At 35.7% G+C, this 25283-nt stretch carries 22 protein-coding genes; 10 read left to right on the top strand and 12 right to left on the bottom strand.

What is annotated here, in order from left to right:
• Positions 1-37: 37 nt before the first annotated feature.
• The gene (locus AC3WRL_RS14435; RefSeq protein WP_492330608.1) at positions 38-2911 is read left to right on the top strand and encodes a glycosyl hydrolase; all 2874 of its coding nucleotides are present in this window, start codon (positions 38-40) and stop codon (positions 2909-2911) included.
• Positions 2912-2989: 78 nt separating this feature from the next.
• Here the strand turns inward: AC3WRL_RS14435 and AC3WRL_RS14430 are convergent, their stop codons facing one another.
• Both AC3WRL_RS14430 and AC3WRL_RS14425 read right to left on the bottom strand, forming a co-directional pair.
• Entirely contained in the window at positions 2990-4444 is a 1455-nt protein-coding gene (locus AC3WRL_RS14430; RefSeq protein WP_492330607.1) for a sigma 54-interacting transcriptional regulator, read from the bottom strand.
• A gap of 74 nt (positions 4445-4518) precedes the next feature.
• Positions 4519-5661 carry a vWA domain-containing protein gene (locus tag AC3WRL_RS14425; RefSeq protein ID WP_214833900.1) on the bottom strand — a complete coding sequence of 381 codons (1143 nt, stop codon included), beginning with the start codon at positions 5659-5661 and terminating at the stop codon, positions 4519-4521.
• Positions 5662-6074: 413 nt separating this feature from the next.
• On the opposite strand from AC3WRL_RS14425, the gene AC3WRL_RS14420 reads away from it, so the two are divergent.
• The 8 genes from AC3WRL_RS14420 (at position 6075) to glsA (ending at position 14613) form a co-directional block, all read left to right on the top strand.
• Positions 6075-6905 (top strand): helix-turn-helix domain-containing protein, encoded by an 831-nt coding sequence (locus AC3WRL_RS14420; RefSeq protein ID WP_261512765.1) that lies wholly within the window; start codon positions 6075-6077, stop codon positions 6903-6905.
• Positions 6906-7028: 123 nt separating this feature from the next.
• Entirely contained in the window at positions 7029-7373 is a 345-nt protein-coding gene (locus tag AC3WRL_RS14415; RefSeq protein ID WP_492330606.1) for a hypothetical protein, read from the top strand.
• A 319-nt stretch (positions 7374-7692) separates the two neighbouring features.
• A complete protein-coding gene (locus AC3WRL_RS14410; RefSeq protein ID WP_214833891.1) occupies positions 7693-8217 on the top strand; it encodes a hypothetical protein in 525 nt (174 codons plus the stop codon).
• Positions 8218-8299: 82 nt separating this feature from the next.
• The gene (locus tag AC3WRL_RS14405) at positions 8300-9103 is read left to right on the top strand and encodes a fimbrial biogenesis chaperone (RefSeq protein WP_492330605.1); all 804 of its coding nucleotides are present in this window, start codon (positions 8300-8302) and stop codon (positions 9101-9103) included.
• Entirely contained in the window at positions 9096-10124 is a 1029-nt protein-coding gene (locus AC3WRL_RS14400) for a hypothetical protein (protein ID WP_492330604.1), read from the top strand. The genes AC3WRL_RS14405 and AC3WRL_RS14400 overlap by 8 nt, the downstream gene beginning before the upstream one ends.
• 3 nt (positions 10125-10127) lie before the next feature.
• On the top strand, positions 10128-12923 hold the full coding sequence (locus tag AC3WRL_RS14395) for a COG1470 family protein (protein ID WP_492330603.1): 2796 nt from the start codon (positions 10128-10130) through the stop codon (positions 12921-12923).
• 117 nt (positions 12924-13040) lie between these two features.
• Positions 13041-13589 carry a hypothetical protein gene (locus tag AC3WRL_RS14390; protein ID WP_214834038.1) on the top strand — a complete coding sequence of 183 codons (549 nt, stop codon included), beginning with the start codon at positions 13041-13043 and terminating at the stop codon, positions 13587-13589.
• Positions 13590-13602: 13 nt separating this feature from the next.
• Entirely contained in the window at positions 13603-14613 is a 1011-nt protein-coding gene (gene glsA / locus AC3WRL_RS14385) for a glutaminase A (RefSeq protein WP_492330602.1), read from the top strand.
• Between the two features lie 314 nt (positions 14614-14927).
• Here the strand turns inward: glsA and AC3WRL_RS14380 are convergent, their stop codons facing one another.
• Together AC3WRL_RS14380 and AC3WRL_RS14375 are read right to left on the bottom strand one after the other, a co-directional pair.
• The gene (locus tag AC3WRL_RS14380; RefSeq protein WP_492330601.1) at positions 14928-15998 is read right to left on the bottom strand and encodes a serine hydrolase domain-containing protein; all 1071 of its coding nucleotides are present in this window, start codon (positions 15996-15998) and stop codon (positions 14928-14930) included.
• 88 nt (positions 15999-16086) lie between these two features.
• On the bottom strand, positions 16087-16653 hold the full coding sequence (locus AC3WRL_RS14375; RefSeq protein ID WP_492330600.1) for a helix-turn-helix domain-containing protein: 567 nt from the start codon (positions 16651-16653) through the stop codon (positions 16087-16089).
• A 222-nt stretch (positions 16654-16875) separates the two neighbouring features.
• Between AC3WRL_RS14375 and AC3WRL_RS14370 the strand changes: the two genes are divergently transcribed.
• The gene (locus tag AC3WRL_RS14370) at positions 16876-17784 is read left to right on the top strand and encodes a CPBP family intramembrane glutamic endopeptidase (RefSeq protein ID WP_492330599.1); all 909 of its coding nucleotides are present in this window, start codon (positions 16876-16878) and stop codon (positions 17782-17784) included.
• A 97-nt stretch (positions 17785-17881) separates the two neighbouring features.
• Here AC3WRL_RS14370 and AC3WRL_RS14365 read toward each other — a convergent pair whose 3' ends face one another.
• From AC3WRL_RS14365 to AC3WRL_RS14330, 8 genes are all read right to left on the bottom strand, one after another.
• Complete coding sequence (locus AC3WRL_RS14365) at positions 17882-18415, bottom strand: hypothetical protein (protein WP_492330598.1); 534 nt, start codon at positions 18413-18415, stop codon at positions 17882-17884.
• A gap of 256 nt (positions 18416-18671) precedes the next feature.
• Positions 18672-19691, bottom strand: coding sequence for a S1 family peptidase (locus tag AC3WRL_RS14360; RefSeq protein ID WP_214833866.1), 1020 nt, complete (start codon positions 19689-19691; stop codon positions 18672-18674).
• Positions 19692-19803: 112 nt separating this feature from the next.
• The gene (locus AC3WRL_RS14355; protein WP_214833863.1) at positions 19804-20457 is read right to left on the bottom strand and encodes a hypothetical protein; all 654 of its coding nucleotides are present in this window, start codon (positions 20455-20457) and stop codon (positions 19804-19806) included.
• A 369-nt stretch (positions 20458-20826) separates the two neighbouring features.
• Positions 20827-21696 (bottom strand): helix-turn-helix transcriptional regulator, encoded by an 870-nt coding sequence (locus AC3WRL_RS14350; protein ID WP_261512755.1) that lies wholly within the window; start codon positions 21694-21696, stop codon positions 20827-20829.
• A gap of 51 nt (positions 21697-21747) precedes the next feature.
• Positions 21748-22221 carry a thioredoxin family protein gene (locus AC3WRL_RS14345; protein ID WP_214833857.1) on the bottom strand — a complete coding sequence of 158 codons (474 nt, stop codon included), beginning with the start codon at positions 22219-22221 and terminating at the stop codon, positions 21748-21750.
• Between the two features lie 91 nt (positions 22222-22312).
• Positions 22313-23617, bottom strand: coding sequence for a spondin domain-containing protein (locus AC3WRL_RS14340; RefSeq protein WP_261512753.1), 1305 nt, complete (start codon positions 23615-23617; stop codon positions 22313-22315).
• 198 nt (positions 23618-23815) lie between these two features.
• Positions 23816-24625 (bottom strand): hypothetical protein, encoded by an 810-nt coding sequence (locus tag AC3WRL_RS14335; protein WP_492330597.1) that lies wholly within the window; start codon positions 24623-24625, stop codon positions 23816-23818.
• 184 nt (positions 24626-24809) lie between these two features.
• Positions 24810-25256 (bottom strand): hypothetical protein, encoded by a 447-nt coding sequence (locus tag AC3WRL_RS14330; RefSeq protein WP_261512751.1) that lies wholly within the window; start codon positions 25254-25256, stop codon positions 24810-24812.
• Positions 25257-25283: the final 27 nt, after the last annotated feature.

Genomic DNA, 25283 nt, shown 5'->3' with positions numbered 1-25283 from the left:
TGTATAAGTGTTATCAATTTTAATACACAGGCCATTCATGAAAAGAAGAGACTTTTTGAAACATTGTTCAGTTGCAGCATCCGGTTTAGTTTTAGTGAATGTATTGCCGTCATATGCACATGCAATGCTGAAAGAAGGAAATTTACCCCTTAATAAGTCACTATTTGAAATATTCAGTAACCCGGAAAATCATTACCGGCCATTTGTCCGTTGGTGGTGGAACGGCGATAAAATAGAAAAATCAGAACTTGCCCGTGAACTCAGGATTTTAAAAGATGCAGGAATAGGGGGTGTAGAGATCAATCCCATATCATTTCCCTCACGAACTGATGATATGGGTAAACCCAGTGTAGACTGGCTGAGTGATGAGTGGATTGAATTATTGAAATTCACCCTTGAAGAAGCTAAATCATTAGGGATGACCTGCGATTTGCTTGTCGGTACCGGATTCCCTATGGGTGGTGATTTCCTGAAAAAGGAAGAATGTTCACAGATCGTGGTGATCGCTGTAAAAAAATTGAAAGGTCCCCTTACCACAGAGTTCTCTCTTTTTGATCTTTACAAAGAGGCTGATCCGGCCATTACAAGTCCATATAGCGGAAGAACAATGGAAATGATGGAAGTAAAGCTTGTTCCCGATCCTTTAAACAGTATGGATGAAGTAATGAACCTGTCGGATCAGATTAAAAATGGGATGATCAAAGTTTCTATACCTAAAGGTGATTATGCCATTTACGGATTGGTAAAAATACAGCGCTTTATGAGTGTGATCCAGGGTGCTCCGGGTGGTATGGGACCTGTACTGAATCATTACGATACTGAGGCAGTAAAGAAATACCTCAACAGGATGAGTGACGGCATTCAGCAAAAAATAGGACCGCTTGCTCCAAATGTCAGATCTTTCTTCGTCGACAGTCTGGAGACGGAAGGAACGAACTGGAGCAATGATATGATGAGCGAGTTTAAACGGAGAAGGGGATATGACCTGTATCCTTATCTGCCTTTTGTTTTATTTAAAATTGGTGGAATGGGAAATACGACCGGTCAGAATATCCTTTATCCCGTAAAATCAGGTCCGGAATTTAAAAAGATGATCGACCGGATGCGGTACGATTTTGAACTGACAAAAGCTGAAATATTTGAGGAAAGATTTGTACATACCTTTGTACAGTGGTGTAAAGACAATAAGATAAAATCAAGAGCACAAGCTTATGGACGCGGTTATTTTCCACTGGAAGGAAGTTTTGATATCGATATCCCTGAATGTGAGACCTGGCTGAAATATGGAATAGGAGAAGATATCAGTGAGGAAAAATTCACGCAATATCCCTGGCATCTGGGTAGGGGAAATACGATGATCAATAAATTGGTTTCCTCCGCAGCACATTTAAAGGATAAAAAGCTGATCAGCTCAGAAGAGCTTACCAATACGGATATGGTCTTTAATGAATCGCTGGAAATTTTTAAAATAGCCGGAGATCAGAGTACGATATCCGGAGTTACCCATCCTATTTTTCATGGATTTAATTATTCGCCACCAGAAGCAGCTTTTCCCGGCTGGATAACCTATGGTGGATATTTCAATGAGAAGAATACGATGTGGCCGTATTTTAAACATTATACAGATTACCGGGCAAGATTATCAGCCGTATTACAGCAGGCAAGTATGTTTGCTGATATTGCACTTTTGGCACCTTTTACAGATCAGTGGTCGGAATATGGGGCGCAGATGGAACCTTTCCCTGTTATGGTATCGCCAGCTTATCAGGCATTGATCTGGGAATCTATTCATCAGAATGGTAATGCCTGTGATTATGTCTCTGAACGCGTCATCAACGACTCGGAAGTCAAGAAAGGTTTCCTTACTTATGGAAAGAGAAAATACCATACTTTATTTTTGATCGAAGTACATAGTTTAGATACAGCTACCGCCAGTAAACTCCATGATTTTGTTAGCAGTGGTGGAAGAATCTTTTGTATTGAAGCCACACCAGACCGGTCTACAGGCTGGAATAATTATGAGAAAAGAGATCGGGAAGTAAGAGACTGGGTCACGAAAATGCAGGCTTATCCTGACCATTTTATTTTCTTAAAAAAGCCAGCGTCTGATTTCCTGGGTTGGTATAAAACTGTTCAGGAAAAGTATAATATTAAGCCTTATGTGAAGATTCGGTCCCCAAAGACGTTTGTCACCCAGGTGCGTTATCAGACAGATAAAGCGGACCTTTTCCTGTTTAATAATTCCAGCAGTAAACACAATGCGCCGTTGGATATTACATTTGAAAAAGAGGTGATCAGACACAAACGGGCCTGGTTATGGGATGCTGCAACAGGTAAACGTTTCAGACTGGAGCTGCCGGAAGGACGCCTTCATATCGATTTAGGCCCTGCCGATTCCAAGCTGATTGTTTTTGATCATGATAGAAAAGGAACAGTCTGGAAAGACAGTCCTTTAACTGGAAATAACTCAACAGAGCTTAACAGTACCTGGGATGTTGAATTCAGACACTATGATGGAACCATTAAAAAAGAAGAACTGAATAAACTGGCTGATCTTAAAGAACTGCCTGCATATGCAAATTTTGCCGGAACGGTAGTATACCGGAATAGGTTTCAATCAGGAGATAAGTCAACAATAAATTATCTGAATCTGGGAATTGTATATGGGATCTGTGAGGTTCGTATCAATGGAGTAGAAGCGGGAACACAGTGGTTTGGTAGAAGAATTTATCCTTTGGAAGGTTTAATCAGGGAAGGAATGAATGATATCGAAATTAAGGTGGTTACCGTCATGGTGAACTATATGAAAACCCTTAAAGATAATGTTGTTGCACAATACTGGACGAATCAAAAAAAGAAGGACCAGCCACTTCAATCCATGGGTTTAGCAGGTCCGGTCACTATTTATTAGAAGAATTTAAAAATAAAACAACAGCTTCAGAGAAATCTGAAGCTGTTGTTTGCATATACTTTCTGTTGTTTGTATAGTTTAGTTTCGGAAAAACTGACCTACATCTGCTGAATCAAAAGTGAAAGCAGTCTGGTTTTCAGATTTATCCAGTTTTTTACTAATGGTTAAAGCCCATAAAACCAGTTCTTTGCAAAAATTCTGATCTTCAGGGCTGAGTCCTGAAGTATTTTCTTCAACCACTGCTACCAGAGGGGTTATGCTGTTTAGTTTAGCATAGAATTCCTCATCTGAATCTGCATAATTGAGTTCAAGGTGGTTTTTGTTAAACCATTTGATCAAGTCAGTATATGGTGTTTTAATACTCTCTTTTTCCAGCTTGGATATACGTGGGAACAGCATTTCAAACTGTACCATAACCGCTTTGTCGATTAATATTTTCGCTACATAATCTGCACCTTCCTGCTCGCCTTCATACACAAGTTCTATTTTTCCTGTAATAGATGGAATGATCGACATAAAATCGAGCAAACGAATTGTCGTTTTTTCGGCACCAGACTCGATCAGACGTAATTTTGCAGCCGCCATTAAATTTTCCATAGCACTGATGGTAAGTCGCGCACTTACACCACTTTTTGCATCCACATATTCACTGTCACGTGCTGCAAAAGCAACTTCTTCCAGAAGATCTTTTGCCAGACCTGGAATTTGTATTTTTGATCGGTCTTCGGTTGAAACCCTGGCTTCCTGTTCTGTAATCTGTCTGGCAAGCGCAATCGTCTGAGGATAATGGGTAAAAATTTGCGATCCGATTCTATCTTTTAAAGGAGTTACAATACTTCCACGGTTGGTATAATCTTCAGGGTTTGCTGTAAAGATAAACTGGATATCAAGTGGCATTCTCAACTGAAATCCACGAATCTGAATATCACCTTCCTGCAAAATATTAAATAAAGAAACCTGAATCCGTGCCTGTAGATCCGGAAGTTCATTTAATACAAATATCGAACGGTTGGCACGAGGAATCATTCCATAGTGTAAAACACGCTCATCGGAATAGGGGAGTTTTAAAGTAGCCGCTTTAATAGGATCTATATCCCCAATTAAGTCAGCAACATTCACATCCGGTGTTGCCAGTTTCTCAAAGAAACGGTTGGAGCGGTGTACCCATGAAATAGGGGTTTCATCACCATGTTCAGCAATAAGATCCCGGGCAAATTTTGAGATAGGCTGAAACGGACTGTCATTGATCTCGGATCCTTTTACAATAGGCATGTATTCATCAAGAAGATTGACCATACTTCTTGCAATCCTCGTTTTTGCCTGGCCACGTAAACCCAATAAATTAATATGATGACCGGCAAGAATAGCTTTTTTCAATTGCGGAACTACCGTATCTTCATAACCTAAAAGACCTTCAAATACAGGTTCTTTAGCTTTAATTCTTGCAATTAAGTTTGCCTGAATTTCTTCATTGATCGTTTTATCAGTATAACCGGATTTTTTTAATTCTTTAAATGTAATATCGTTTTTCATTTTCTTGTAAGTAATAACAATTATTTAATGATACTTTTATCTTAATTATAGGTCTAACATCTGACATCTTATATCTAAATTCTTTTAATTCTGTTTTTTTCATAATCTTCAAAAATCATTTGCCCTAAACCTGAAAGACCCGTTAAAAAGGCTTTCCCTTTATTTTGTGCTGTAAAGGCTTCCACAAACTGACGCAGATAAGGATCCTGAGCAATCATAAAAGTAGTGATTGGAATTTTCAGTTTTCTGGCTTGTGCTGCTCTGTTGAGGCATTGGGAAACAATCATTTCGTCTAGGCCATTGCTGTTCATATAAAACTCACCTGTAGGCAGTTGAATACAACTTGGTTTTCCATCAGTGATCATAAAGATCTGCTTATTGGTATTTCTTTTTCTGCGAAGAATATCCATTGCTAACTCTAAACCGGCGACTGTATTGGTATGATAAGGGCCGACCTTTAAGTAAGGCAGATCCTTAACTTTAATAGGCCAGGCTTCATTTCCAAAAACAATAATATCAATGGAATCCTTTGGATATTTTCGGTTAATTAATTCTACCAGCGCCATGGCCACTTTTTTAGCAGGCGTGATACGGTCTTCACCATATAAGATCATGGAGTGGCTGATGTCAATCATCAATACGGTACTCATCTGCGCTTTATGTTTGGTTTCCTCTACGATGAGGTCGTCTTCCGTGAGGCGCAGGTCAGAAATTCCGTTATTGATCTGTGCGTTTTTTAGACTTTCAGTCATATTCACCAACGACAGATCATCTCCATATTGATAGGTGCGATTTTCACCATCTCTTTCATCACCAACACCCGTTTTCGATGTACGATGGTTTCCGACGCCGCTTTTTTTCAGCTTTCCAAAAATCTGATCCAAAGCATATTCCCGTAAAGCAGCCTCCAGTTTGGCAGTCAGTATATTTTTACCTTTTCCTGATCCGGAATTCCCATCTTCAGGATCATCTTCTTTTTTGATGTATCCGCGTTTTCTTAAATCCTCTTCAAAATCCTCAATGGTATATCCATCGTCGAAAATGTCATATTCTTTATTCAGCATATCGAGCCATTCAAAGGCTTCTTCGATATCTCCGGAAGTATGGGTAAGCAAATCTTTGAAAACATCAAAAACCCGGTCAAAATTTGATACTTCTTCCGGAATATGTTTGCTGAATGTAAATCCTTTGTGAAAATTAAAATCTTTATTAGTCATGAGACGTTGCTGTTTTTCTACTAATTGCTTTTAAATATTTGTTGTATTTGTCTGTAATTAAATGGATTAAAGATTATTATTGTCTTTAAATTTAAGCAAATTTATTTGTAGATTTTTTGTATTTCTTCCTTAAGTTAAAACAGACAAGTTATGAAAATATACAATCGGGAAAAATAGAAAATACTAATGACAGTGATAAGAAATGAAAATATAATATACATGACAAGAGGTAGTAAATGATTGTTTAATTCGCTTATATGTAAAGTTTATAAAACTAAAATGATTTTAGTTAATAATCCGTGATGTGTTAATTTTAGTACATTTTTCCTTTAGTAGAACAATATTTAGTAAAAATTTTATATTTATATAATAGTTTGTTGAATGGGATTTTCCTTGATAGAATTAGCAATTGTATGTATATAATAACGGAGCAGTTAAAGGATAGTGGATTTAGTATCAATCGATTAGATCTTATTATAAAAAGAAATAACAATAATAGAGAATTTAGCACGCTGGATTACTTTTGTATCTATATCATTTTAGAAGATATCAAACTAACCGTTGAGAATGTATCTTATGACATTCAGGCAGGTAATATTGCATTCGTAGGCCCTCAAAAGAAAGTGCTTTTTGGTAAAGTGATAAGATATGAAATTTTTGTTATTGCCTTTTCAGCAAGTTTCTATGAACGATCAACAAAAGACAGTTTGTTCATCAATTCCCAGCTTTTCTTCAATTATGATTCAGATGTATTTATTGCGCCCTTCACTAATATTGAACAAATGAAAGTAGTTTTTATGGAGCGGATGGAGAGTTTTCAGCGTAAAGATAAGAGCCTGTATATTTCTGCAGCTCACAATGCAATAGAAAGGCTTATCCTGGATGCATTTTTACATATACCTACCGAAGAGATAAAGAAAGATTTTAAATTCGACTATATGTACTATGTCAATAGGTTTAAAGTCATTTTACAAAGAGATTATAAAAGGGCAAAGAAGGTCTCCTATTATGCTAATGAACTGAATATTTCTGCCAGAAAATTAACAGAAATGACTGAATATGTTCTGGGAAAAACTGCCAAGCATATTATTATTGAAAAGTTGGTGAATGAATGTAAAAAAGCACTTGTTTTTTCTAACTGTACAATCTCTGAAGTCTCTTATGAACTGGGTTTCAGTAATGAAGGGAATTTTACGAACTTCATTAAAAAGCACACCGGAAAAAATCCCTCAGAATTGAGATAATTCTAGAACTTATTGTATGAAGTTATAGAATTTATTGTATATTTACCTAAGTAACCGATTGGTGAAAAATCAAGGTTTTTATTAATTGTTTTATTTTTTGCAAGTGCAAAATATTTTGCTCAGATGTCTGATGCTTTGAGGCTAAATGTCCGATTATATCCGGTGCAAGTCCTTTCAATTAATTCTGATGTATCTGATAAAAAAAGATCCCGGTCACCTGAATTCCAATCTGTGACGGTATCGAGTCCCTCAGGTTTTGAGGTTAAAGCGCACCAGGAAACTAATAACAATATAAAAGAAAACCTTGAAAACAGTTGTTATAAAGAATATAATCTGATAGATCACCAGAAAGGAGTTATTCAGAAAGTGTATAAAATAAATGAGAATATAGAAAAAGTGATAAAAAAATTAGGTTGCGAAGTTGATTTTCAATCTGATCATTTAGTGCTAACACTAATTTCTCAATAAAAAATATACAAAGCTTTATGGAAATTATCATGTATAGATTAAAATTTTCCATAATGTCTTTTTTACCGATAAACGTATAAAAGTGAATTATTTAATAATAATATAATATATCTTTTAATTTTTAACGGTATTTTTTTGTTGATATTCGATGCTTTTTATGATTTTTTCATAAAAGGCTCTTTCCGTGTGTAAATAATTCACTACATAAAATCACAAATTTTAAGTATTTTTTCACAAAAGCATAAGCTATCTTTCTATCTACATTTGCGGCAAATTCTAAAAATTAATAATTATTAATACAAGAAAACCGTTTTAAATTATGAAGAAATGTATCTTAGCTTCTTTTGCTCTATTAGGATTTGCAGCATTACAAGCTCAACAAAATGTAACACTCAATGTGAGATTGAAACCTATTCAAACTCTTGTAGTGAACAATGCTCAGAAAATCGTTAACCTTGACTATGTGACCAAGGATGACTATGTAAATGGAGTTTCTTCTGTGAATGCAGACCATTTAAGTATCTACAGTACCGGAGGATTTCAGGTAAAAGTAAAAAGTGCCAATGCAGCTTTACAAAATGGAGCTAAAAATATTCAGGCCAATACCGTACAGATCAAAGCAAGTGCAGGATCTGAAGCTGTAAATGGAGCGCAATATGCACAGAATATACAATTATCTGCCACTGAAACTACCTTGGTTACTTCTCCCAACGGAGGTGTAGATAAAAAAATCAGTATTGAGTATAAAGGTGCTGGAGCTAATGCTTACCTGGATAATTATATTGCTGGTCAGGCTCCTACAGTGTATACTACTGAATTAACGTATACTATTATTTCCCAATAAAATATTAAAATACTGTTAAAAAGATAAGGTGTTACAGGCTTTTGTTGCACTTTATCTTTTTCTGTCATATGAAGTATTTGTAATGAAAAAACTGTTTTTTCTCTCTTTATCCCTAACCTGTTGTTTACTTTCCCAAGGATATGCACAGACAGGAATTTCTGTTTCTCCACCCAGGCTGTATTTTGAATCAGATTTAGGCAATAGTAATACTCAAAAAATAACGGTTACCAATGTAAGTGCAAAAAATGCTCTGGATCTTGCTATAAGTTTAGGTGACTGGGAGTACGATGATAAAGGGGAAAATATGATGTACGGGGCAAACACACGTCCAATATCCTGTGCCGGCTGGGCATCTGTAAAAAAAGAAGATACTTACTTTACACTGGCTCCCGGAGAGAAAAAAGATATTGATGTTACCCTTACGGCTCCAACTACCCTGGCGGACAAATTATCTGCTCACTCATCTGTTTTGTTTGTAAGTCAAATGAATCCCGTGGAGGATGTAGACAATAAAGGAGCTAATATAAAAGTGAGTATACGCTCAGGAATCAAGCTTTTTCACAAATTACCTTTAGCAAAAAGTAAGAAAATTGAAATTCAGAATCTGGTGTATGAAAAATCTAAAAATATACTCAGTCTGTTTTTTGAAAATCAGGGAGATATTTGGGTAGATGGAAAGGTATATACAGATCTTGTCAATGTACAAAACGGAAAAAAAATCTCTGTTGATCCGATTGTCTTTTATACAATGCCCGGAAATAAAAGAGAAATGACTATTCAACTTCCGTCAGCACTTGAAAAAGGGAAGTATACTGCTTCTGTAATGATAGATTATGGAGATACTAACAATCTTGAATTAGGAGAATTAAGCTTCACCTATGAATAATAAAAAATTCCATTATCTGTTATTATTGATTTCCCTGAATTGTTTTTCGCAGGTTACGTACAGTTCCTGGGTCAATAGTTATTTACAGATCAATTCTTACAGTGGCAATACCAATCCTGATGCTTATACTTTTACTCTGGCAGGTAATGGTAAAATCAATATTCCCCATTGGAGATTATCTATGAGGTTGAAGCAGCCTATCACTTCCAATGATGGTAAGTATATGATGCCCGCTAACAAAATTTCTTTTCAGCCGGTCAACTCTTCGGGACAAGCTTATCCTGATCCGGTACCTACAATTCCTCAGATAGGAATGCCCCTTAATGTATTTCTTCAGGAAGGGCAAGAAGTCTTTTTGATTCCACAGTCGAATGCCTCATTAAACAATCAGCCTGCCCAGCCTAACGGTTATTATAACCTTCAGATAAAATACAGCCTGAATGTTATGGGGGGAGCTTATTTAGGTAACTATCCTTCATGGATCACTTTTATTGCACCTGTTCAATTTACGGCATACGATCAGTATAACAATATCATTGGCAAAATGGATCATAATTTCCAGTTTCAGATCGGTACCCTTTCCGGGAGTCCCACTGAAGTTCCGGAACTTTCTTTAAAGTTTTCCGCCAATGCAGTAAATGGTTCACTGGAATTTAAAAGTATAGAAGACTATATAAAAGGGGTTAGTGTTACGTATTCTAATGCCTTAATTGTAAGCAGTAATACCAATTATCAGATTAAACTAAAATCTCTTCAGGGTCAGTTTAATTCTCCAAAAGGAAATAGCATTCCTTTGGAAACCGTAAAAATGAGCTTGTCTCCGGTATCAGATAATAAAGGAAATGTGTATCCTGTTTTATTAAGTGCTTCTCCACAACTTATTGCTACCGGAAGCTCTACTGAAGGCTCCAATGTTTATTACGATATCAAATATTCCACAAATGCGGGTGATGAAAGGTTTATTAATGCCAGAACGGAAGAATATTCGACTACACTTCAATACGAGATAATTCCTCAATAACCTATGCTGTACGATCTCTTCAAAAAAGTACTTTTTATTTTTTTGATATCTGCTTTTGTTTTTATCCCCGCGCAAAACAGCGCAGGGATCAGTTTGGATATCCGCAACGAATCCAGAGCAGATAAAGGAAATATTGTAGATCTTACTTTAGTTTTAAAAAATGAAGGGAACCATTCTTTTAAGGGAAAAATTGAAATTAATACACCATCCGGTTTCAGAAGTATTTCAGGAAACAAAATTGAAGTGGCTATGAATTCCGGTGACAATCTGTTTTTACCTGTAAAAATATTGGTGAATAACAATGCCGGTGCTGGAGAATCTCAAATTATTTTTAAGCTTACGGACTCACAAAATACGATCGTTGTAAAAAAACAGATAGCTTATACGATCGCTGAAAACAATGCGATGCGGATATCCGCAGAAGTTCCTGTGGTTTACATGAACAACACTAACGATTCTATTGAAGTAAGAGCGAGAGTTTCCAATCTGGGGAATAAAAAACAGAATGTTAGTGTCGTTTTTAAAATTCCGGAAACTTCTCAGGGAAGTGTTTTCATAGAAAAAACGGGAAATATAGGGGTTCAAAAAGACTCTGTGTTTGTATTTCGCTTTTTGCCTTCTAAAATATTGATGCGGAGTTCCCAGTTTACAGTTAATATTGCAGGCTTCAGGGAACCGGATAAAGAAATATTCGGAAATACATCGGTTTCAGTTCAGAATATATCTTCGACCCAGCGTTACCAGAATATACAATCTGATATGTTTTCAAATTTCACTACGAACAGCATCACCGCAAGTTACAGACATGTCGGTGAAAATCTTGATATGTACCAGTTAATGGGATCAGGGGGATTTAACCTTCCATCAGGATACATTTTTATCAGAGGGAATATCTACACGATGAATAACCAAAGTGATCCTATTATCAATAATACCTACATTTCTTATCACCAGGAAAATAATGAATTTACCTTAGGAAATATAAGTAAATTACTGGAACTTTCCCTATTTGGAAGGGGAGCAGAATATGCTTTTACGTCCTCAGATAAAAACAAGAAAATTGAAGTTGGTTTTATTGACCAAAGTTTTAGCCTGATAGAAAAAAATTCATTTTTAAAAAATGGGTATGGCTTTTATGCTAAAGGAATCCTTGGTGCACAGAACGCATCCCATAGTATTTCGGGAACCTATATTTTTAGGAATGATCCTTATGATAAAGGGAAGCATAATTTGTTGGGAACCGATATACAGTATGCCTTTGGTAAGGACTGGAAAATGAATTCCAAAATATACAGTGGGCTCAGCGTTTACGAAGGGATCAATGTGACAAAACCTTCATTAGCTTTGGAATCTCAATATTCAGGAATGATAAAAAAAGTAAATCTGAATGGGAATTATTTTTACAGTACAGATTATTATCCTGGAAACCGGAGGGGTATGCTCCAGATTCAACAAAACTTTTCCACGAATATTTTTAAAGATCACTATGTTTATGCTAATATAACCATAGCCAACTTTTCCCCTAAATTCTATTTTTACAATAATACTTTGAAGTCTGATAACATAAGATTGGATACCGGGATTAACTTTCCTAAAAAAGGTGATTTTGGGTTAGGTATCGGATATCAATATCAGGAAGAAAGTTCCAATACCTATAACAATTTTTTTAATGTACCCGGAAACCAAGAGTCAAAACAACTGAAAGCACAAAGGCTTACAGAGTATATCACATGGTCTAGTCCCAATAAAAAGCATTCTTCTGTCATAGGAATAGAAACAGGGCTTGTTAATTACCCTAATATTATTCATCCTGAATATCAGATGAAAATCAGTGGGAATTATAATTATAAATGGCTGAATTTAAGTTGCATTTATCAGTATGGAAGTTATTTTCTTTCTGAATACGCTTTTTCAAAAATGGTAAATACAAATAATTCTTATGAAAAACTTTCCCTTTCTGCTTTCGTCAATAAGAGTTTTTTTAGTGAAAAAGTAAATTTAACTTCAGGAATCTCGTATACCAACGATGTCTTATACGGAAAATCACCTTCCGGTTTTATAAACCTTAAATATTCGAAAGAACGTTACGGCATCTATCTTAATTCTTCATGGTTTAATTATTCTTCAAACAGTTTCAATAATAATCTTCTGACAGTTGAAGTTGGTGTTAGTGTAAATTTTCAGACTACTGCACTTGATCCGGGTAAAAAAGGGGAGATAAAAGCTTTTGTATATTATGACCATAACAATAACAACCTCTATGATGAAGGAGATAAAGAGGCAAAAGATTATTTGATTATGCTTAATAATACTTCCTTCAGGACGAATAAGGAAGGAAATATTGTTTACAAATCGATTCCATTTGGAAAATATACCTTAAAACAGATTATCCAACAAGGCTGGTATTATGATGAAGCAGAATTTGAAGTCAGTAAACACCATCACTTTTTAGAAATTCCGCTTCATCAAAACGGAACTTCCAGAGGAAAAGTAATCTACGAGTTTGACACAAAAACAGCAATGGAATTCACTCCTAAAATTGGAGGGATCATTTTTAATATTTACCGTAATGATCAGTTCTTACAGCGTGTTATTACCGATGACAATGGGGAATTTGTATCCTTTTTAGAATCGGGTAATTACAAAATGGAGCTTAATGTGAATTCATTACCTGTGAATACTTACTGTGAGCGTATAAGCTCGGATTTTAAAGTGGAAGTAGGAAAAATAATCAATCTTGAACCGTTTATTATTAAAGTAAAAGAGAAAAACATTCGCGTTAAGAAGTTTGGTAACTAAATGTCTGTCAGAAAAGTGATTATTGCTCGAGAAAGTAATTGAGCTACAATATCAGCAGAAATTTTAAAATAGTCTTTTACAAAATATTATCTTTGTCCATAGTAAACAGTTAAAATGATGAAAAAAATAATATTTCTGGTTTCTGCGGTTCTTATATTAAACTCTTGCGTGGTATCTACTGCGGCCAAAGTAGTAAAAGGAGCTGTAAATGTAAGCTATAAAGCAGTAAAGGGAACTGTAAATGGAATTAGCTGGGCAGTAAGCAAAGCAAAAGGGAAAATTGATGAAGACCGTATAGATGGTACCTGGAAGGTGGTAGGAGCTTACCGTGGTTCTTTTGAAGATTTTACAAAAGATCAGAATCCTGAAAGTTCATTTACTTCAGACTGTGTCGACAGTTTCGATCAGATTATTTTTAAAGCTAAAAGATCAAAATTTAAACCGGTACATTGCAGTTCTGATAAGGATGAGGATTGGGTAAAATATTCAATGGAGTTTGGAAAAAACCCTATAACAAAAGAAAAGGAAAACTATATAGAATATAATTCCAATAATTATCTTTCGGTTATTGATGTTAATAATAAAACAATGGTTCTGGAGGGAAATCTGATGCCTAAACTGGCATTTTCAGGGGCTAAATTATATCTTTTAGAAAAAGTAAAATAGAGCTCTGTCCGATATGAAAAATAGTGGTTTGTTATCTGCAAAAGGAATTTTTATTGCAGCTTTTCTTTCTTTAAATACAGTATTTTACGCTCAGAAAACAGAAGATATTTCAACGATTTCCGAAAAAACATTAACCAGTATTCTTGATAAAAACAGGGCGTACTATTCTCAGGGTAAAGTAGCTGATTATATTCCTGAACTGGGAAAAATGGATGCCAAAGCAATTGCGTTCTCAGTGGTTGATAAAAATGGTAAAGTACTTAATAGTGGTGATGTACGCAAGAAATTTACCATGCAGAGTATTTCAAAGATCATTGCCTTAATGATTGCTGTGAATGAAAGAGGAGAAGCGAATGTTTTTGATAAAATAGGATACTTCGGATCTGAACAACCTTTTAATCATTTTTCAAACCTTGAAACAATAGGTAAACCACTTAATCCAATGATGAATGCGGGAGCCATTCTGACGACTTCTTTAATTTCAGGAGAAGGCGAAAAGCCATTTCTTAAAGTGTTGGATTTGGTAAGGTATATAACCAAAAATCAGGCAATTGATTACAGCAGATCTGTTTTTGAATCCGAAAAGTCTACTGGAAATCGTAACCGAGGTATGTTTTATCTGATGAAAAATAACGGATTGATTTCTGGAAATGAAGATCAGCTGGATAATTACTTCAAGCAGTGTTCCATTGAACTGACAGCTGAAGATCTTGCTAAAATAGGCTATTTCTTTGCTAATGAATGTACCAGGTTTGATGGAGATTCTAAATATAAAAATAAAGAAATCGCAAGATTGATAGAATCACAAATGCTTACTGCCGGAATGTATGAATTCAGCGGTGAATATTCCCGAACTGTGGGTCTCCCGAGTAAGTCTGGTGTTGGAGGTGGCATTACAGTAAGTGTTCCCGGTAAAATGGGGATTGGTGTCTTTAGTCCGGCTTTAGATCAACACGGAAATTCATTAGCGGGCTATCACATGATCCTAGACTTTGTGAAAGCATATGATTTAAGTATATTTTAAAAATATTTTAGCCAATAGGTGCTAGTTATGGGTTGTACAGATTTTATTTTTAATGCAAAGAAGGAGTTTGGTAACGCTTATTTAAGATCGCAAAGATTTTAAACACTAAGCTATTTTAAGCACCAGAATGCCGCATAAAAGATCACATCAGTTTATAAAAAATCTTTGAATTTTTATATCTACAAGCTTAATAAGCGAAGCCATCTTTGCTAGCTTAAATAAAACAGTAGAATCACAAAAACTTTGTGTTTAAAAAAGTCCTTTCTTTTAAAATATTGTTTTTCATTAGCTCGGGATTTTGATGTAAATCCAATTTACCTGTTTTCTATTTCAAGAATCTTTTTTCCGTCTTCTCCCAAGTAATGAATAATTAGTTTCTCATATATTTTTTGTCCTTCATCTACATTAGTAAATATGAGAATTCCCTTTCCGGAATTGGGCAGTAAAAAAGCAATGCATCGTGTACCGGGATCAGATCCGCTGTGCGATAAGGCATAGTTACCATTTCCTAAATCATACATTGCAAAGCCTAATCCGAAATAAAGATCGTCCTTTACTTTTACCTGTTTTTTGACCATTTCCTGAAAAATTTCAGGTTTCAGGCTTTTACCTTTCATCACACTAATCAGGAAATTTCCATAGTCTTCTACAGTAGTATGAAGGTCATCTGCAGCATTAGCTGTTTCCCTTTTTTCTGTTGGATAAGGCTGTCCTTCTTTATTATAGCCAATGGCGAATCTTGACTCATTGATATTTTGATCCCAAATGTAATTAGTGTCATTCATTTTGAGAGGTTGGAAAATCAATTCCTGAGCGAGTTGATCCAAAGATTTTTGAAATTTTTTTTCAAGTGCTTTTCTTAGGTATTCAAAGCCTTCTCCCGAATATTGACATTTTGTACCGGGATCAAACTGAAAATTCAGTTTTTTATCAGTGTTCATCCATCTCCAGTTTGGGAAACCTGTCTGATGGCTCAGGATTATTCTTGTTGTTAGTTTTTTATGTCTTGGATCATTTATAAGATCTGGATCTACCCAATACTGATCAAGGGGTTCGTCCAGTTTCCATTTTCCCAGGCTTATCAGACGTAATGCAACCATTGCTGTTACTGGTTTGGTGAGTGAAGCTACATTAAAATAGGTGTTATTGGGTGCTGAAATACCTTTTTTTATCTCACCAAAGACCTTTACCTCTTTTAGTTTGCCGTCCTCAATAATACCTAATCCCAGAGTTGGAATTTTATTTTCTTTTAGCCAATTTTCGATGGACTGGTCATTACTAAAGATCATTTCATCATTATTTGTAGCTTTTTTCTCTGATTGTGCATAGATGTTATTGATGGAAACAACTAATAATAAAAAGATGTATTGGATATACTTTGTCATTGTTAAGATTTTTGACAAAGATTATATTTTTATATATTTTCGCTTTAAAAATGAGCCCGACAAAAACCCGACAAAGTCCTGACAGGAATTATATCATATTGAATTTCAGTTTATAGTAAAGTTTTTTATATCTGTCAATTTCTGCTGCATTTCTAAGAATAATAAATACATTGGAAAGAACTATTGCGATCATAATGATCAATGTAAACTGTCTCCCCAATTTTAAAAAGATTCCCAACATAAATACAATCGGAGCGAATACGGTCCATAGAATCTGAACAGAAATGATTTGTTTGGCAATACTGTTTCTTTGCTTCATGGTGAACATGAGTATCAGTGGAACCAATACATTAATTGGTGGTACTACAATAAACAGAAGTGATGAAAGGTTGATTATTTTTATCAGGGAATAATTGATGTCAGGTTGTTCTTCTTTTAATTCTGTATTTACATCATCTTTTTCAATGATGACCTCTGTATCCTGTAATAAATCTTCCCGTATATCTAATGCTTTTGCCAGTGCTCTTAGTGTGTGTCCTTTTGGTTCAATTCCGGACTCTATTCGCTGAATAGTACGTACAGAAATTCTTGATTTTTCTGATAACTCTTCCTGTGTCAGATTTTTATTTTCTCTAAGGGCCTTTAATTTAGACATAGCGCTCGTTATTCTACTGAGGTATTTTTTAGTTGATTTTCGAGGGCTAATTTACATTTTTTTCAATAGTAAAAACAGAATCAGCAGCACGGGAAAAATATAAATATAAAAATTGATTAACATGAATAAAATAAATGTAATTTTATTCAAATGATTCATATCAAACTTTTATTAATTATTTAATTATCATTTTTTTATGAATCTACACCAATCAATATTTTTATGGAAAATACTTCAATCTCTAAACCCGAGACCAGAAAGAATGTTGCTCTTTATCTGGGACTAACTTTACTTTTTTGTCTGCCTGTTTATTATATGTGCATCCGTACCGGAAAACTCGGCGGTGGAGCCGTATCTTACGCTACAATAGTTATGTGGTGTCCTGCTATAGCAGCATTGCTTACCTGTCGTTTAAGAGGAATTCCTATTTCCTCATTGGGTTGGAAGTGGGGACTTACGAAATATCAGCTCTTAGCTTATTGTATTCCCCTTTTATATGCTCTTGTTCCTTACCTGGTTATCTGGATCAGTGGAGCCGGTGGTTTTTATAATCATGAATTTGTAGCAGAAATAGGTAAAGGAATGGGATGGGATCTACCGGATGGGATGGTCATTGTCCTTTATGTTTTACTGATGAGCAGTTTTGGGATGGTTCGCTCCGTAGGTTCAGCTTTAGGTGAGGAAATTGGATGGCGTGGTTTTCTGACACCACAATTGGCTAAGATCAATTCATATACCGGGACCTCATTGTGGATGGGAGTGGTATGGTCTCTTTACCATTATCCACTTCTTCTTTTTTCAAACTACAATACAGGTGGTCCTAAATGGTTGGCCCTTACCAGTTTTACAGTAATGATCTTTGCCTGTTGTTTCATCTTTACATGGTTCCGGTTAAAGTCCGGAAGCCTCTGGACTGCAGCGATCCTTCATGCCAGTCATAATCTCTTTATACAGTCAATATTTACACCACTTACGGTAGATAAAGGGCATACGAATTATTATATGGATGAATTTGGTATAGCGGTACCTATTGCAACGGTCATCGTTGCCTATTATTTCTGGCGAAGAAGAAAAGAGTTGCCGGAACAAAGGAATGAAACCCCTGTATCACAAACCACCATAACGACTTAAGACCATCAAGGATTTTATCGGATTTTTCCTTAATCCATAATAAAAATAAACAGCGCTCCATCACAGAGCGCTGTTTCTCATAGAAAGGTAAAAAGCATTATCTTCCTAGCAATCTATATATTGGTCCTCCTATTTTTCTTGCAAAATAAGTGAGTGATCCTCTTGTGCGTGTTGCTCCCATAATAGCATTTTGAAGGGCTAATTCAAACTCTTCATCCGTTATGGAATCTCTTCCAGCAGCTATGATTGCTATATTTTTTGCAATAAGTTCATCAATGTCCGAATGTCCCTCCCTTAAAAATTGTGAATAGAATAATCCAAAAGGAGAAAGATGGGCCCGGGCATCATCTTGTCTCTGATTCCTTAGACCATTAATTTGTCTGAATGTGTCAAGATGCTGTTCGATATTGTTGCCTGCATTATTGTCCATACCGTGAATTCCACCTCCTGTCAAAAAAGCAGCACTGTTATCTGCAAGAAGAACATAACGCTTATACCGTTGGTAAAAATCATAAATGGTAGAGGGAATGATAGTTGCCGCTGCAGTACCACCAATGGTGGCAATCCATCCCCATAAGGATGTTGGCAAATAAGCAGTGGCTGTTTCTAAAAGTTGTTTGTAATTTGGCATATGGTTATATTTTTTAATAATGATCTGTAGTATAGGATCTAACTTTTTAAATGATAGACTTGTATCACAAATTTCAAATTAAAATTTTTGGTATTACACAGGGTAAACATCCATTTTTGGAAATTGGGGGTTTACCCTTATTTTAAAAATGAAAAAGAATATGAATCATTTTTTTGAAAGAAATTTAAACAAAAAAAGTGAGCCTATTGGCTCACCTTCAAAGTATAAATGATATAATTGAAAAGGATTTTTAATTCTAAAAGCTAAGACCTGGCCACTTGCTGAGAATAGCATCGGAAGGAGAGACAAAGGCCTGATCTCCGGAAACTGTTGACCCACCAAGTATGCCTACCAATAGAGAACCATTTGTTGTAAAGACAGCTGATCCGGAATCTCCTGAATTGGAAAAACGTCCTGATCTCCCTCTTACCATGGTCAGATTGGTGGCAATTACCTCTGTTCCATCAAAATTGTCAAGTCTTAGTGACGTTGTGATGCTTGTAATATCTCCTGTGGTAACTTCTGTAGTAATCCCACTTTTATAAACTTCTTCACCGATGATAGATGCGTTGATTACTGCAAACCCTCCAATCACATTTCCTATGCCATACACTTTTCCTATAGTAGCATTTCTAAACCATCCTTTTCTTGCAATGGCACAGTCTAGCCATGCGCTGATGGTTGATGAGCCTCTTTGAAAAGAAACATTTTCGTGATAATAGCTCTTTAAAGCAGCACAATCATGGCAGTAGTCTAAAGTGGTTTCCCATTTTGACTGTTGACATACATCGGCATCCAATTTTGTGGTAGTACCTACCAGTACATGGGCACAGGTCATCATATAAGGATTGTCATCATTCTTTTTATTGACCATTACCCCTAAAGTTCCATTACCTCTTATTTCTCTTCCACCATGCATGAGTGCACCATTGGCTGAAATGCTGATTCCTCCGATCAATGGATCGGTCTTCTCATTACGGGTAGCTTCGATGACGGGATTAGGTTCAGCTAAAGTATTAGGTTGAACATCAAGCTCAATAACATCTGTCGGATATCCTGAAATGGTGGCCGGAATCGGGTTCGATACTTTTGTTAGCGGAAGTTTCTTTTTTACACCAAAAGTATAGCTCAATTGATGGGTAAGTTCATCATTAACGGTTTTCAGGGAAACGCCAACAGAAGTTATTTCAGGTCTTTTGAAGTATTCCTCAATAAGGTCAGGTAGTTTTGCAGCCATTACATCATGTAATGCCAGCTCTTCGTTACTTAGTTTCATGATTTTGGTTTTTAATTGGGTTGGTTGATGGGATGATATGACCAGTATCAAAATTCGGAACAGCTTTTTTGATGCTGTCCCGAATTTTAATGATCTTCACTAAAAGTGAGTGTTAGTTCAGTTTGATCGTTCCTGATGAAGGAGCCCCACCACCTGATGGAGGCGGACCACCGGCTGAAGCCTGATCAGCTAACATACGGTATTGTGATGTTCCTTTTTCAGTGCTGATAGATCCTGAAACGGTATATAAATAAAGGTCTCCAGAAACAGAATAGTCATTCGCAGAATTATTAACATAGAAGTCAATTTTTACTGATGACATGTTTTTTGCCTTTTCAAGGAATGCATTCATTAAAGTAGTGATCTGCGCTTCAGTAAGGCCTTTAGATTTCATTGAATCCTTTGTTTTTTCATAAGAAGCAGAAGCACCACCACCGCCAAAGAACCAGGTCCAAACGGATAGGTTGGCACTGGCCGATGTTTTCTCATATTCTTTAACTTCTTCTTGGTAAGATGCTTCCAGCATACCCAGTGCCAGGTTATTAAGATCTTTTACATCCTGACTTGATAAAGCAGATATCTGAAGCGTTGCTGTGATTCTTCCTTCAGTGTGTGCAGGAATGGTATAGGAAAGTCCTGTAAGCTGTCCCTGTCCTGATACTTCGATTGAATACGATTCTTTTGCTTCTCCTTTTAGATCTGAAACAATAGGTTCAAAAGGGTCGCTGAAACCCACTCCGGTTTTGATAATTTCAATAGTGTCCATGGTTTTGTTTTTTTGGTTAATTGTTATTCTTTTATGAAAAGGCTTTTTTGACTTGGCCTGTGTTTTACTCTGATTGAACAATTCAAAGTAACAAACAAAAAGAAGTGAATTTTAGAGTAGAAATAACCAAATAAGATGGTCCGTAGAAATACTTATGAATTATAATTATCTGAATATTAATTATTTGAATTTAATATTATGCTGCCGGGAATTTCCTTTTTGAATTCCAGTTCTGCTGCATACTGAAGGGTGATTTTTATAGACAGCATACCTCTGGAGACTATTTTTCTATAGTTATACTATACTTGTAGTATAGGCATTTTTCAGAATTATATGATAAAAGGAAAGACGTAAAGTTGTAAAATTAATTTAAGGATTAATTTTTGTGGGTAAGGTCATTGATGAGCTTCTGAACTCCGAAGCATTGGTTCCGGAATACATTTTAAAAAACCGACTAAAATGAGCCGAGCTTTCAAATCCAAGTTCATAGGCAATTTCTTTTACCGATTTATCCGAATAATGGAGATAACGTTTCGCCTCTAAAATAATTCTGCTTTGTATTACTTTTGATGGAGCAGGTTGTTTTAAAATAGCAAAAATATTACTCAGTGTTTTTGGAGATTTATTGAGTGCAGCTGCATAGAAATTAACACCATGTTCATTCTTGAAGTTTCCCTCAAGAACCAACATGAATTTTCTTACAATATCCATTTTTTCATCAGGAAACTGCTGATAGCTCTCACATTGCTGTTTCGCAATACGTGTTGTTTTAATGATAAGCTGTTTAAGTAGTGTTCGCAGCATTTCTCCCTGAAAATTATCACTTGACTTCCATTCATCATGAAATAATTTTTCAAGCTGGATCATTGCCTTTTTCTCTACTGTACCCAGTTTAATAAACATTGGGTGCTGTATTCCATAAAATAGAAAACCAACGCATCCAACTTCCGTATCATGGTCTACAATGCAATAAAATTCGCGATTAAACTGCCATGCGATAAGTTGATCCGGATGTTCAAAAACAAAATGAAGACTGGCAACTAATGGTAATATAGAAGCTTCGGGCATGGTATACTCGATTTCATCTATGGTTACCGTTTGCGCTTCACCTTTATTGTACACAAAAGTATTTATCGGAACCGGTATGCCATTCCGTAATCCAATCCCTTTTAGATCCTCATTGTTTATATGCATGATAAAACGGGCGAGGGTTGATTTTTCTTCGTATTTCCGGATCATTTTTTCCTTTGATAAATTATTTAAACTGTCATACCGATGACTTAAAATTAACTATTTTTTTGCGATCGCCTGTTGTCCCAGTTCAATCAGATTTTTACCGTCTACATATCCTATCTGCTTTAATGCCATCTTACCATCTGGTTTAAAGAAAATCAAGGAAGGGTAGGAGTTGATCATCCATTCTTTAGCAAGCGGAATACCTTCTCCTTTTTCCATATCTACGGTATAATTAATGAAGTTCTTATTAAAATATGCTGCAGCGGTTTTATCTTTAAAGGTTGTTGACTTTAATAATTTACAGGGACCACACCAACTCGTGTAGGCATCGACAAAGATATATTTGCCACTTTTCATTGCCTCAGCAGTTACTTCCTTCCAGCTGCTGTTTTTGAAACTGATTTCCTCTTTTTGTATCATGTTTTTAGCTGCTTTTTGTTGTGCCTGAACATGCAATGAAGTGAGCATCAGAAAGAATAATGAAGCAACTATGCCGGTTGTTTTTATTTGTCGTATTGGATTTTTCATCTGAATTAAATTTTTACAATTTATTAGGAGAAAATTGGACACTTTTTGAATGTCCAATTGTTAGGTATCTTTTATTAATAATCAGTTTCGTTTACTGAAGATTTACCTTTATTATATTTGAAATAGCAGGCAATGTGGTAAATGCATTTGGGTTTGGAACCTCTTGTATAGGTTTACTTTCCGTTAATGGCGTACCTGCTAAATTAAATTGAGTGATTCCGGCACCGGGAAACTGATTAAGTGCTGTTCCGTTATCGTATAGAGCGATTGAAGATGAAATATCTCCTTTCTGAGTTGCATCTATACCACTTCCTTTTGTTGCAAAAAACCAGTCATTGGAGAAACCATACATGGTGGCAATGGCAATTTTATCACCAGGTGTTACATTAAGCTGTTGGGAAACTTTACCTCCGGACTGGCCTGCAATTTTTGGTAGTAATACCGTAGAACCTGCTGCCGGAAGAACATAAACCTGTTTAACTCCCTGAACTTTCTTTAAATATTCCGCTAATATACTGGCATCTCCTTTTTGAGCCAGTTCTTTTAATCCCTGTCCTTTGTCATTTTCTCCGGTTTTATAAATCGGGTTATCGATTCCATTGTAAACGACCACCAGTATTGGAGAAAGTGGAGTGAAAATTCCTGTTTGTCCTTTGATATAATTTCCCAGATCCATAGGGTCACCGGCTTCAGCAATTTTGGTCAAACCGTTAACAGAAGGGCTTCCTTTTTTATAAAGAGGCGCTGGATTAAGAAGATTCCCACCTGCAATATATGAAATAGCCCATACTCCCGGACTGAAGGGGGTTGGATTGGAGGTATTACCCGATGTATTGGTAATGGTTAAGGTAAACATTGAATTGCCTTCGTAATGCAGATTTACTTTCATTAATGATGAGGCAGCTGCATAGGTATGACCTTGCGCATCAGTTCCCGATACTTCAGTGATATTCTGAGCCGTTGTTTCTGCTGTTCCAGGATGCATTACTGTAGATCCCGGAGTCTGGTTAATTCTTGTTCCGTTGTCCCATAATTTGATCTGAGAAGAAACATCACCTTCAATAGGGGTGCCATTATCCTGGTATAATTTTATTCCCGGATTTTCAGGAGCGAAGAAAAGGTCATTTGACCAGCCGTACATGGTTGCAAAGCTTATCGCCTGTCCTTTTGCTGCAGAAAACTGAAAAGAAGTAGATTCTCCAGGCATAATAACAGGAGAAGCTCCGTTGTGTTGAAAAACGCCCGATTCCACTAAAGGCTTAGAGTCGAGTACATTTTCTATGGTAATCGTTGACGGCATTCCGGTTTCCATAGGATTATCATCATTGTCGTCGCACGATAATAAAAAAAACGGTATGGCAGCCAGTACCAACCAGCTCGATTTTAATTTATTCATTTTCATCTGTTTAGATATTTATATTGTAGAGCAAAGGTATCGTTGTGCCCTATTATTATAAGTACCTGCATTTCCCGTTGTGTTGACGATATTTCCCGAATGTAAATGAACTCTTATAAAAGCCTGATCATAAAAAGGTGATCTGTTACAATAGAATGTAAAAATGAAAGTTGAAAGTTGAAATTGAGTGATGAAGTATTATAACTTTTTCATCATTTTTTTTAAAGCCGGTTCAATGGCTAAGATATGACCGTGCCCGAATGCTACCATCACCTTACCGTGTGTTTTCAATTCAGAAGAGATTTTTTCCAGTAATATAGAATCGCGGAGTATTTTAGAGTTTCTGCCTATTGTACAATAGGTACAGTTTGGATTTACATAGTCAAAAAGTTCAATATCAGGATTCATACTCAATTGAAAAGGATGACCCATTTTAGATTGATACAATTTTTTATATCCTTCAAAGTTTTGTAATTCCTTATCAACGGGAAAACCTTCCTGGATAAACCACTTTTGGATTGCTTTTGTATACAGCTCTTCAATTGTCTTATTGCCATAAGCACCATTTAGATGTGGGATTACGAGGCGTTCCATGATATAGTAAAGTAGGAGATCTTCCTTTGAATATTTTTTTAACATCAGTTTAAATTCAAGTGAGTCCTCAATATCTCCATTTATTAATGGTTTATGATCTATGTCACTTAAATATTTCAGCAAGCCTACTTCTCCATTTTGCTCTACAGCTTCTTTTTCAGAATCAAATTTCTTTGTGATCTGCCCACCTTCATTGATTGTAATATCTGGCTTGAATTGAAGATAAGTCTGTTTTATTTCGGATATCTGAGGATCATTATCATTGTAAGTATGGGAAACACCCATCGCGATAAGGTGCTTGTCACCTTGTTCTAAATCAGTAATATAGGGTAGATGAACCGAATCCATGATCTTTCCAACCTCAACATAACTTCTCGAATATCTGACAAAGTTACCCGAGGTGCTGCAACCCATAAACAGAATTATGGGTAAGGAAATTAATACACGTGGAAATATTACTTTATATTTCACTCTTTATGCATATTCAATAATCACTGAAATGGAAGTGCTCTTATGGAGGCTAACTTACGAAAAAAGGGTGTAAAATTAAATAACCACTTCTATTTAAATAAATATCAGTGGTTTAAAATAAATAATATTAAGTAAAGGAATTGATCATACGCATATAGTCTTTATCAGTGATGTTTGAAGCTTTAAGCTTTACTCTGAGTGGATTTTCTTTTTGCTGGGTGTTCACCTCGACAACGATATTCTTTGCCATAAGAGACTTTTCGATCTTAAAAGCCCGTAATCGATTAACAGGATAATCTACCGATGGAAATATAATCCCTCTTTTTACAGGATGGTAGGACTTAATTGAAAATACAGCTCCCGTATTTTCAAAATGAAATACCCTTAAACGGATGATACGGCTTATGATCAGTAACAGAAATACAAGTGAGGCACCCAATAAAGGTAATTGTAAATCTTCATGGATCAATGACCTTAAGACATATCCTGCTATCATTAAGAAGATATTCAGTATCAAAAGTGTCAAAAGAAGCCTCATCTTAAAGACAATTTTTTGTTTATTTGTTACAATCATGAAATTAGTATTAATTTATCCAAATTT

This window comes from Chryseobacterium sp. FW101-FHT12H09, from assembly GCF_058790395.1.
The sequence above is the reverse complement of the archived record's forward strand: the minus strand, read 5'-3'. Positions and strand labels throughout refer to the sequence as shown.

What these genes read in the sequence shown, in the direction of transcription:
- AC3WRL_RS14435 (WP_492330608.1), top strand. Translation starts at nt 38, where the DNA reads ATGAAAAGAAGAGACTTTTTGAAACATTGTTCAGTTGCAGCATCCGGT.
- AC3WRL_RS14430 (WP_492330607.1), bottom strand. Translation starts at nt 4,444, where the DNA reads ATGAAAAACGATATTACATTTAAAGAATTAAAAAAATCCGGTTATACT.
- AC3WRL_RS14425 (WP_214833900.1), bottom strand. Translation starts at nt 5,661, where the DNA reads ATGACTAATAAAGATTTTAATTTTCACAAAGGATTTACATTCAGCAAA.
- AC3WRL_RS14420 (WP_261512765.1), top strand. Translation starts at nt 6,075, where the DNA reads ATGTATATAATAACGGAGCAGTTAAAGGATAGTGGATTTAGTATCAAT.
- AC3WRL_RS14415 (WP_492330606.1), top strand. Translation starts at nt 7,029, where the DNA reads ATGTCTGATGCTTTGAGGCTAAATGTCCGATTATATCCGGTGCAAGTC.
- AC3WRL_RS14410 (WP_214833891.1), top strand. Translation starts at nt 7,693, where the DNA reads ATGAAGAAATGTATCTTAGCTTCTTTTGCTCTATTAGGATTTGCAGCA.
- AC3WRL_RS14405 (WP_492330605.1), top strand. Translation starts at nt 8,300, where the DNA reads ATGAAAAAACTGTTTTTTCTCTCTTTATCCCTAACCTGTTGTTTACTT.
- AC3WRL_RS14400 (WP_492330604.1), top strand. Translation starts at nt 9,096, where the DNA reads ATGAATAATAAAAAATTCCATTATCTGTTATTATTGATTTCCCTGAAT.
- AC3WRL_RS14395 (WP_492330603.1), top strand. Translation starts at nt 10,128, where the DNA reads ATGCTGTACGATCTCTTCAAAAAAGTACTTTTTATTTTTTTGATATCT.
- AC3WRL_RS14390 (WP_214834038.1), top strand. Translation starts at nt 13,041, where the DNA reads ATGAAAAAAATAATATTTCTGGTTTCTGCGGTTCTTATATTAAACTCT.
- glsA (WP_492330602.1), top strand. Translation starts at nt 13,603, where the DNA reads ATGAAAAATAGTGGTTTGTTATCTGCAAAAGGAATTTTTATTGCAGCT.
- AC3WRL_RS14380 (WP_492330601.1), bottom strand. Translation starts at nt 15,998, where the DNA reads ATGACAAAGTATATCCAATACATCTTTTTATTATTAGTTGTTTCCATC.
- AC3WRL_RS14375 (WP_492330600.1), bottom strand. Translation starts at nt 16,653, where the DNA reads ATGTCTAAATTAAAGGCCCTTAGAGAAAATAAAAATCTGACACAGGAA.
- AC3WRL_RS14370 (WP_492330599.1), top strand. Translation starts at nt 16,876, where the DNA reads ATGGAAAATACTTCAATCTCTAAACCCGAGACCAGAAAGAATGTTGCT.
- AC3WRL_RS14365 (WP_492330598.1), bottom strand. Translation starts at nt 18,415, where the DNA reads ATGCCAAATTACAAACAACTTTTAGAAACAGCCACTGCTTATTTGCCA.
- AC3WRL_RS14360 (WP_214833866.1), bottom strand. Translation starts at nt 19,691, where the DNA reads ATGAAACTAAGTAACGAAGAGCTGGCATTACATGATGTAATGGCTGCA.
- AC3WRL_RS14355 (WP_214833863.1), bottom strand. Translation starts at nt 20,457, where the DNA reads ATGGACACTATTGAAATTATCAAAACCGGAGTGGGTTTCAGCGACCCT.
- AC3WRL_RS14350 (WP_261512755.1), bottom strand. Translation starts at nt 21,696, where the DNA reads ATGATCCGGAAATACGAAGAAAAATCAACCCTCGCCCGTTTTATCATG.
- AC3WRL_RS14345 (WP_214833857.1), bottom strand. Translation starts at nt 22,221, where the DNA reads ATGAAAAATCCAATACGACAAATAAAAACAACCGGCATAGTTGCTTCA.
- AC3WRL_RS14340 (WP_261512753.1), bottom strand. Translation starts at nt 23,617, where the DNA reads ATGAATAAATTAAAATCGAGCTGGTTGGTACTGGCTGCCATACCGTTT.
- AC3WRL_RS14335 (WP_492330597.1), bottom strand. Translation starts at nt 24,625, where the DNA reads ATGGGTTGCAGCACCTCGGGTAACTTTGTCAGATATTCGAGAAGTTAT.
- AC3WRL_RS14330 (WP_261512751.1), bottom strand. Translation starts at nt 25,256, where the DNA reads ATGATTGTAACAAATAAACAAAAAATTGTCTTTAAGATGAGGCTTCTT.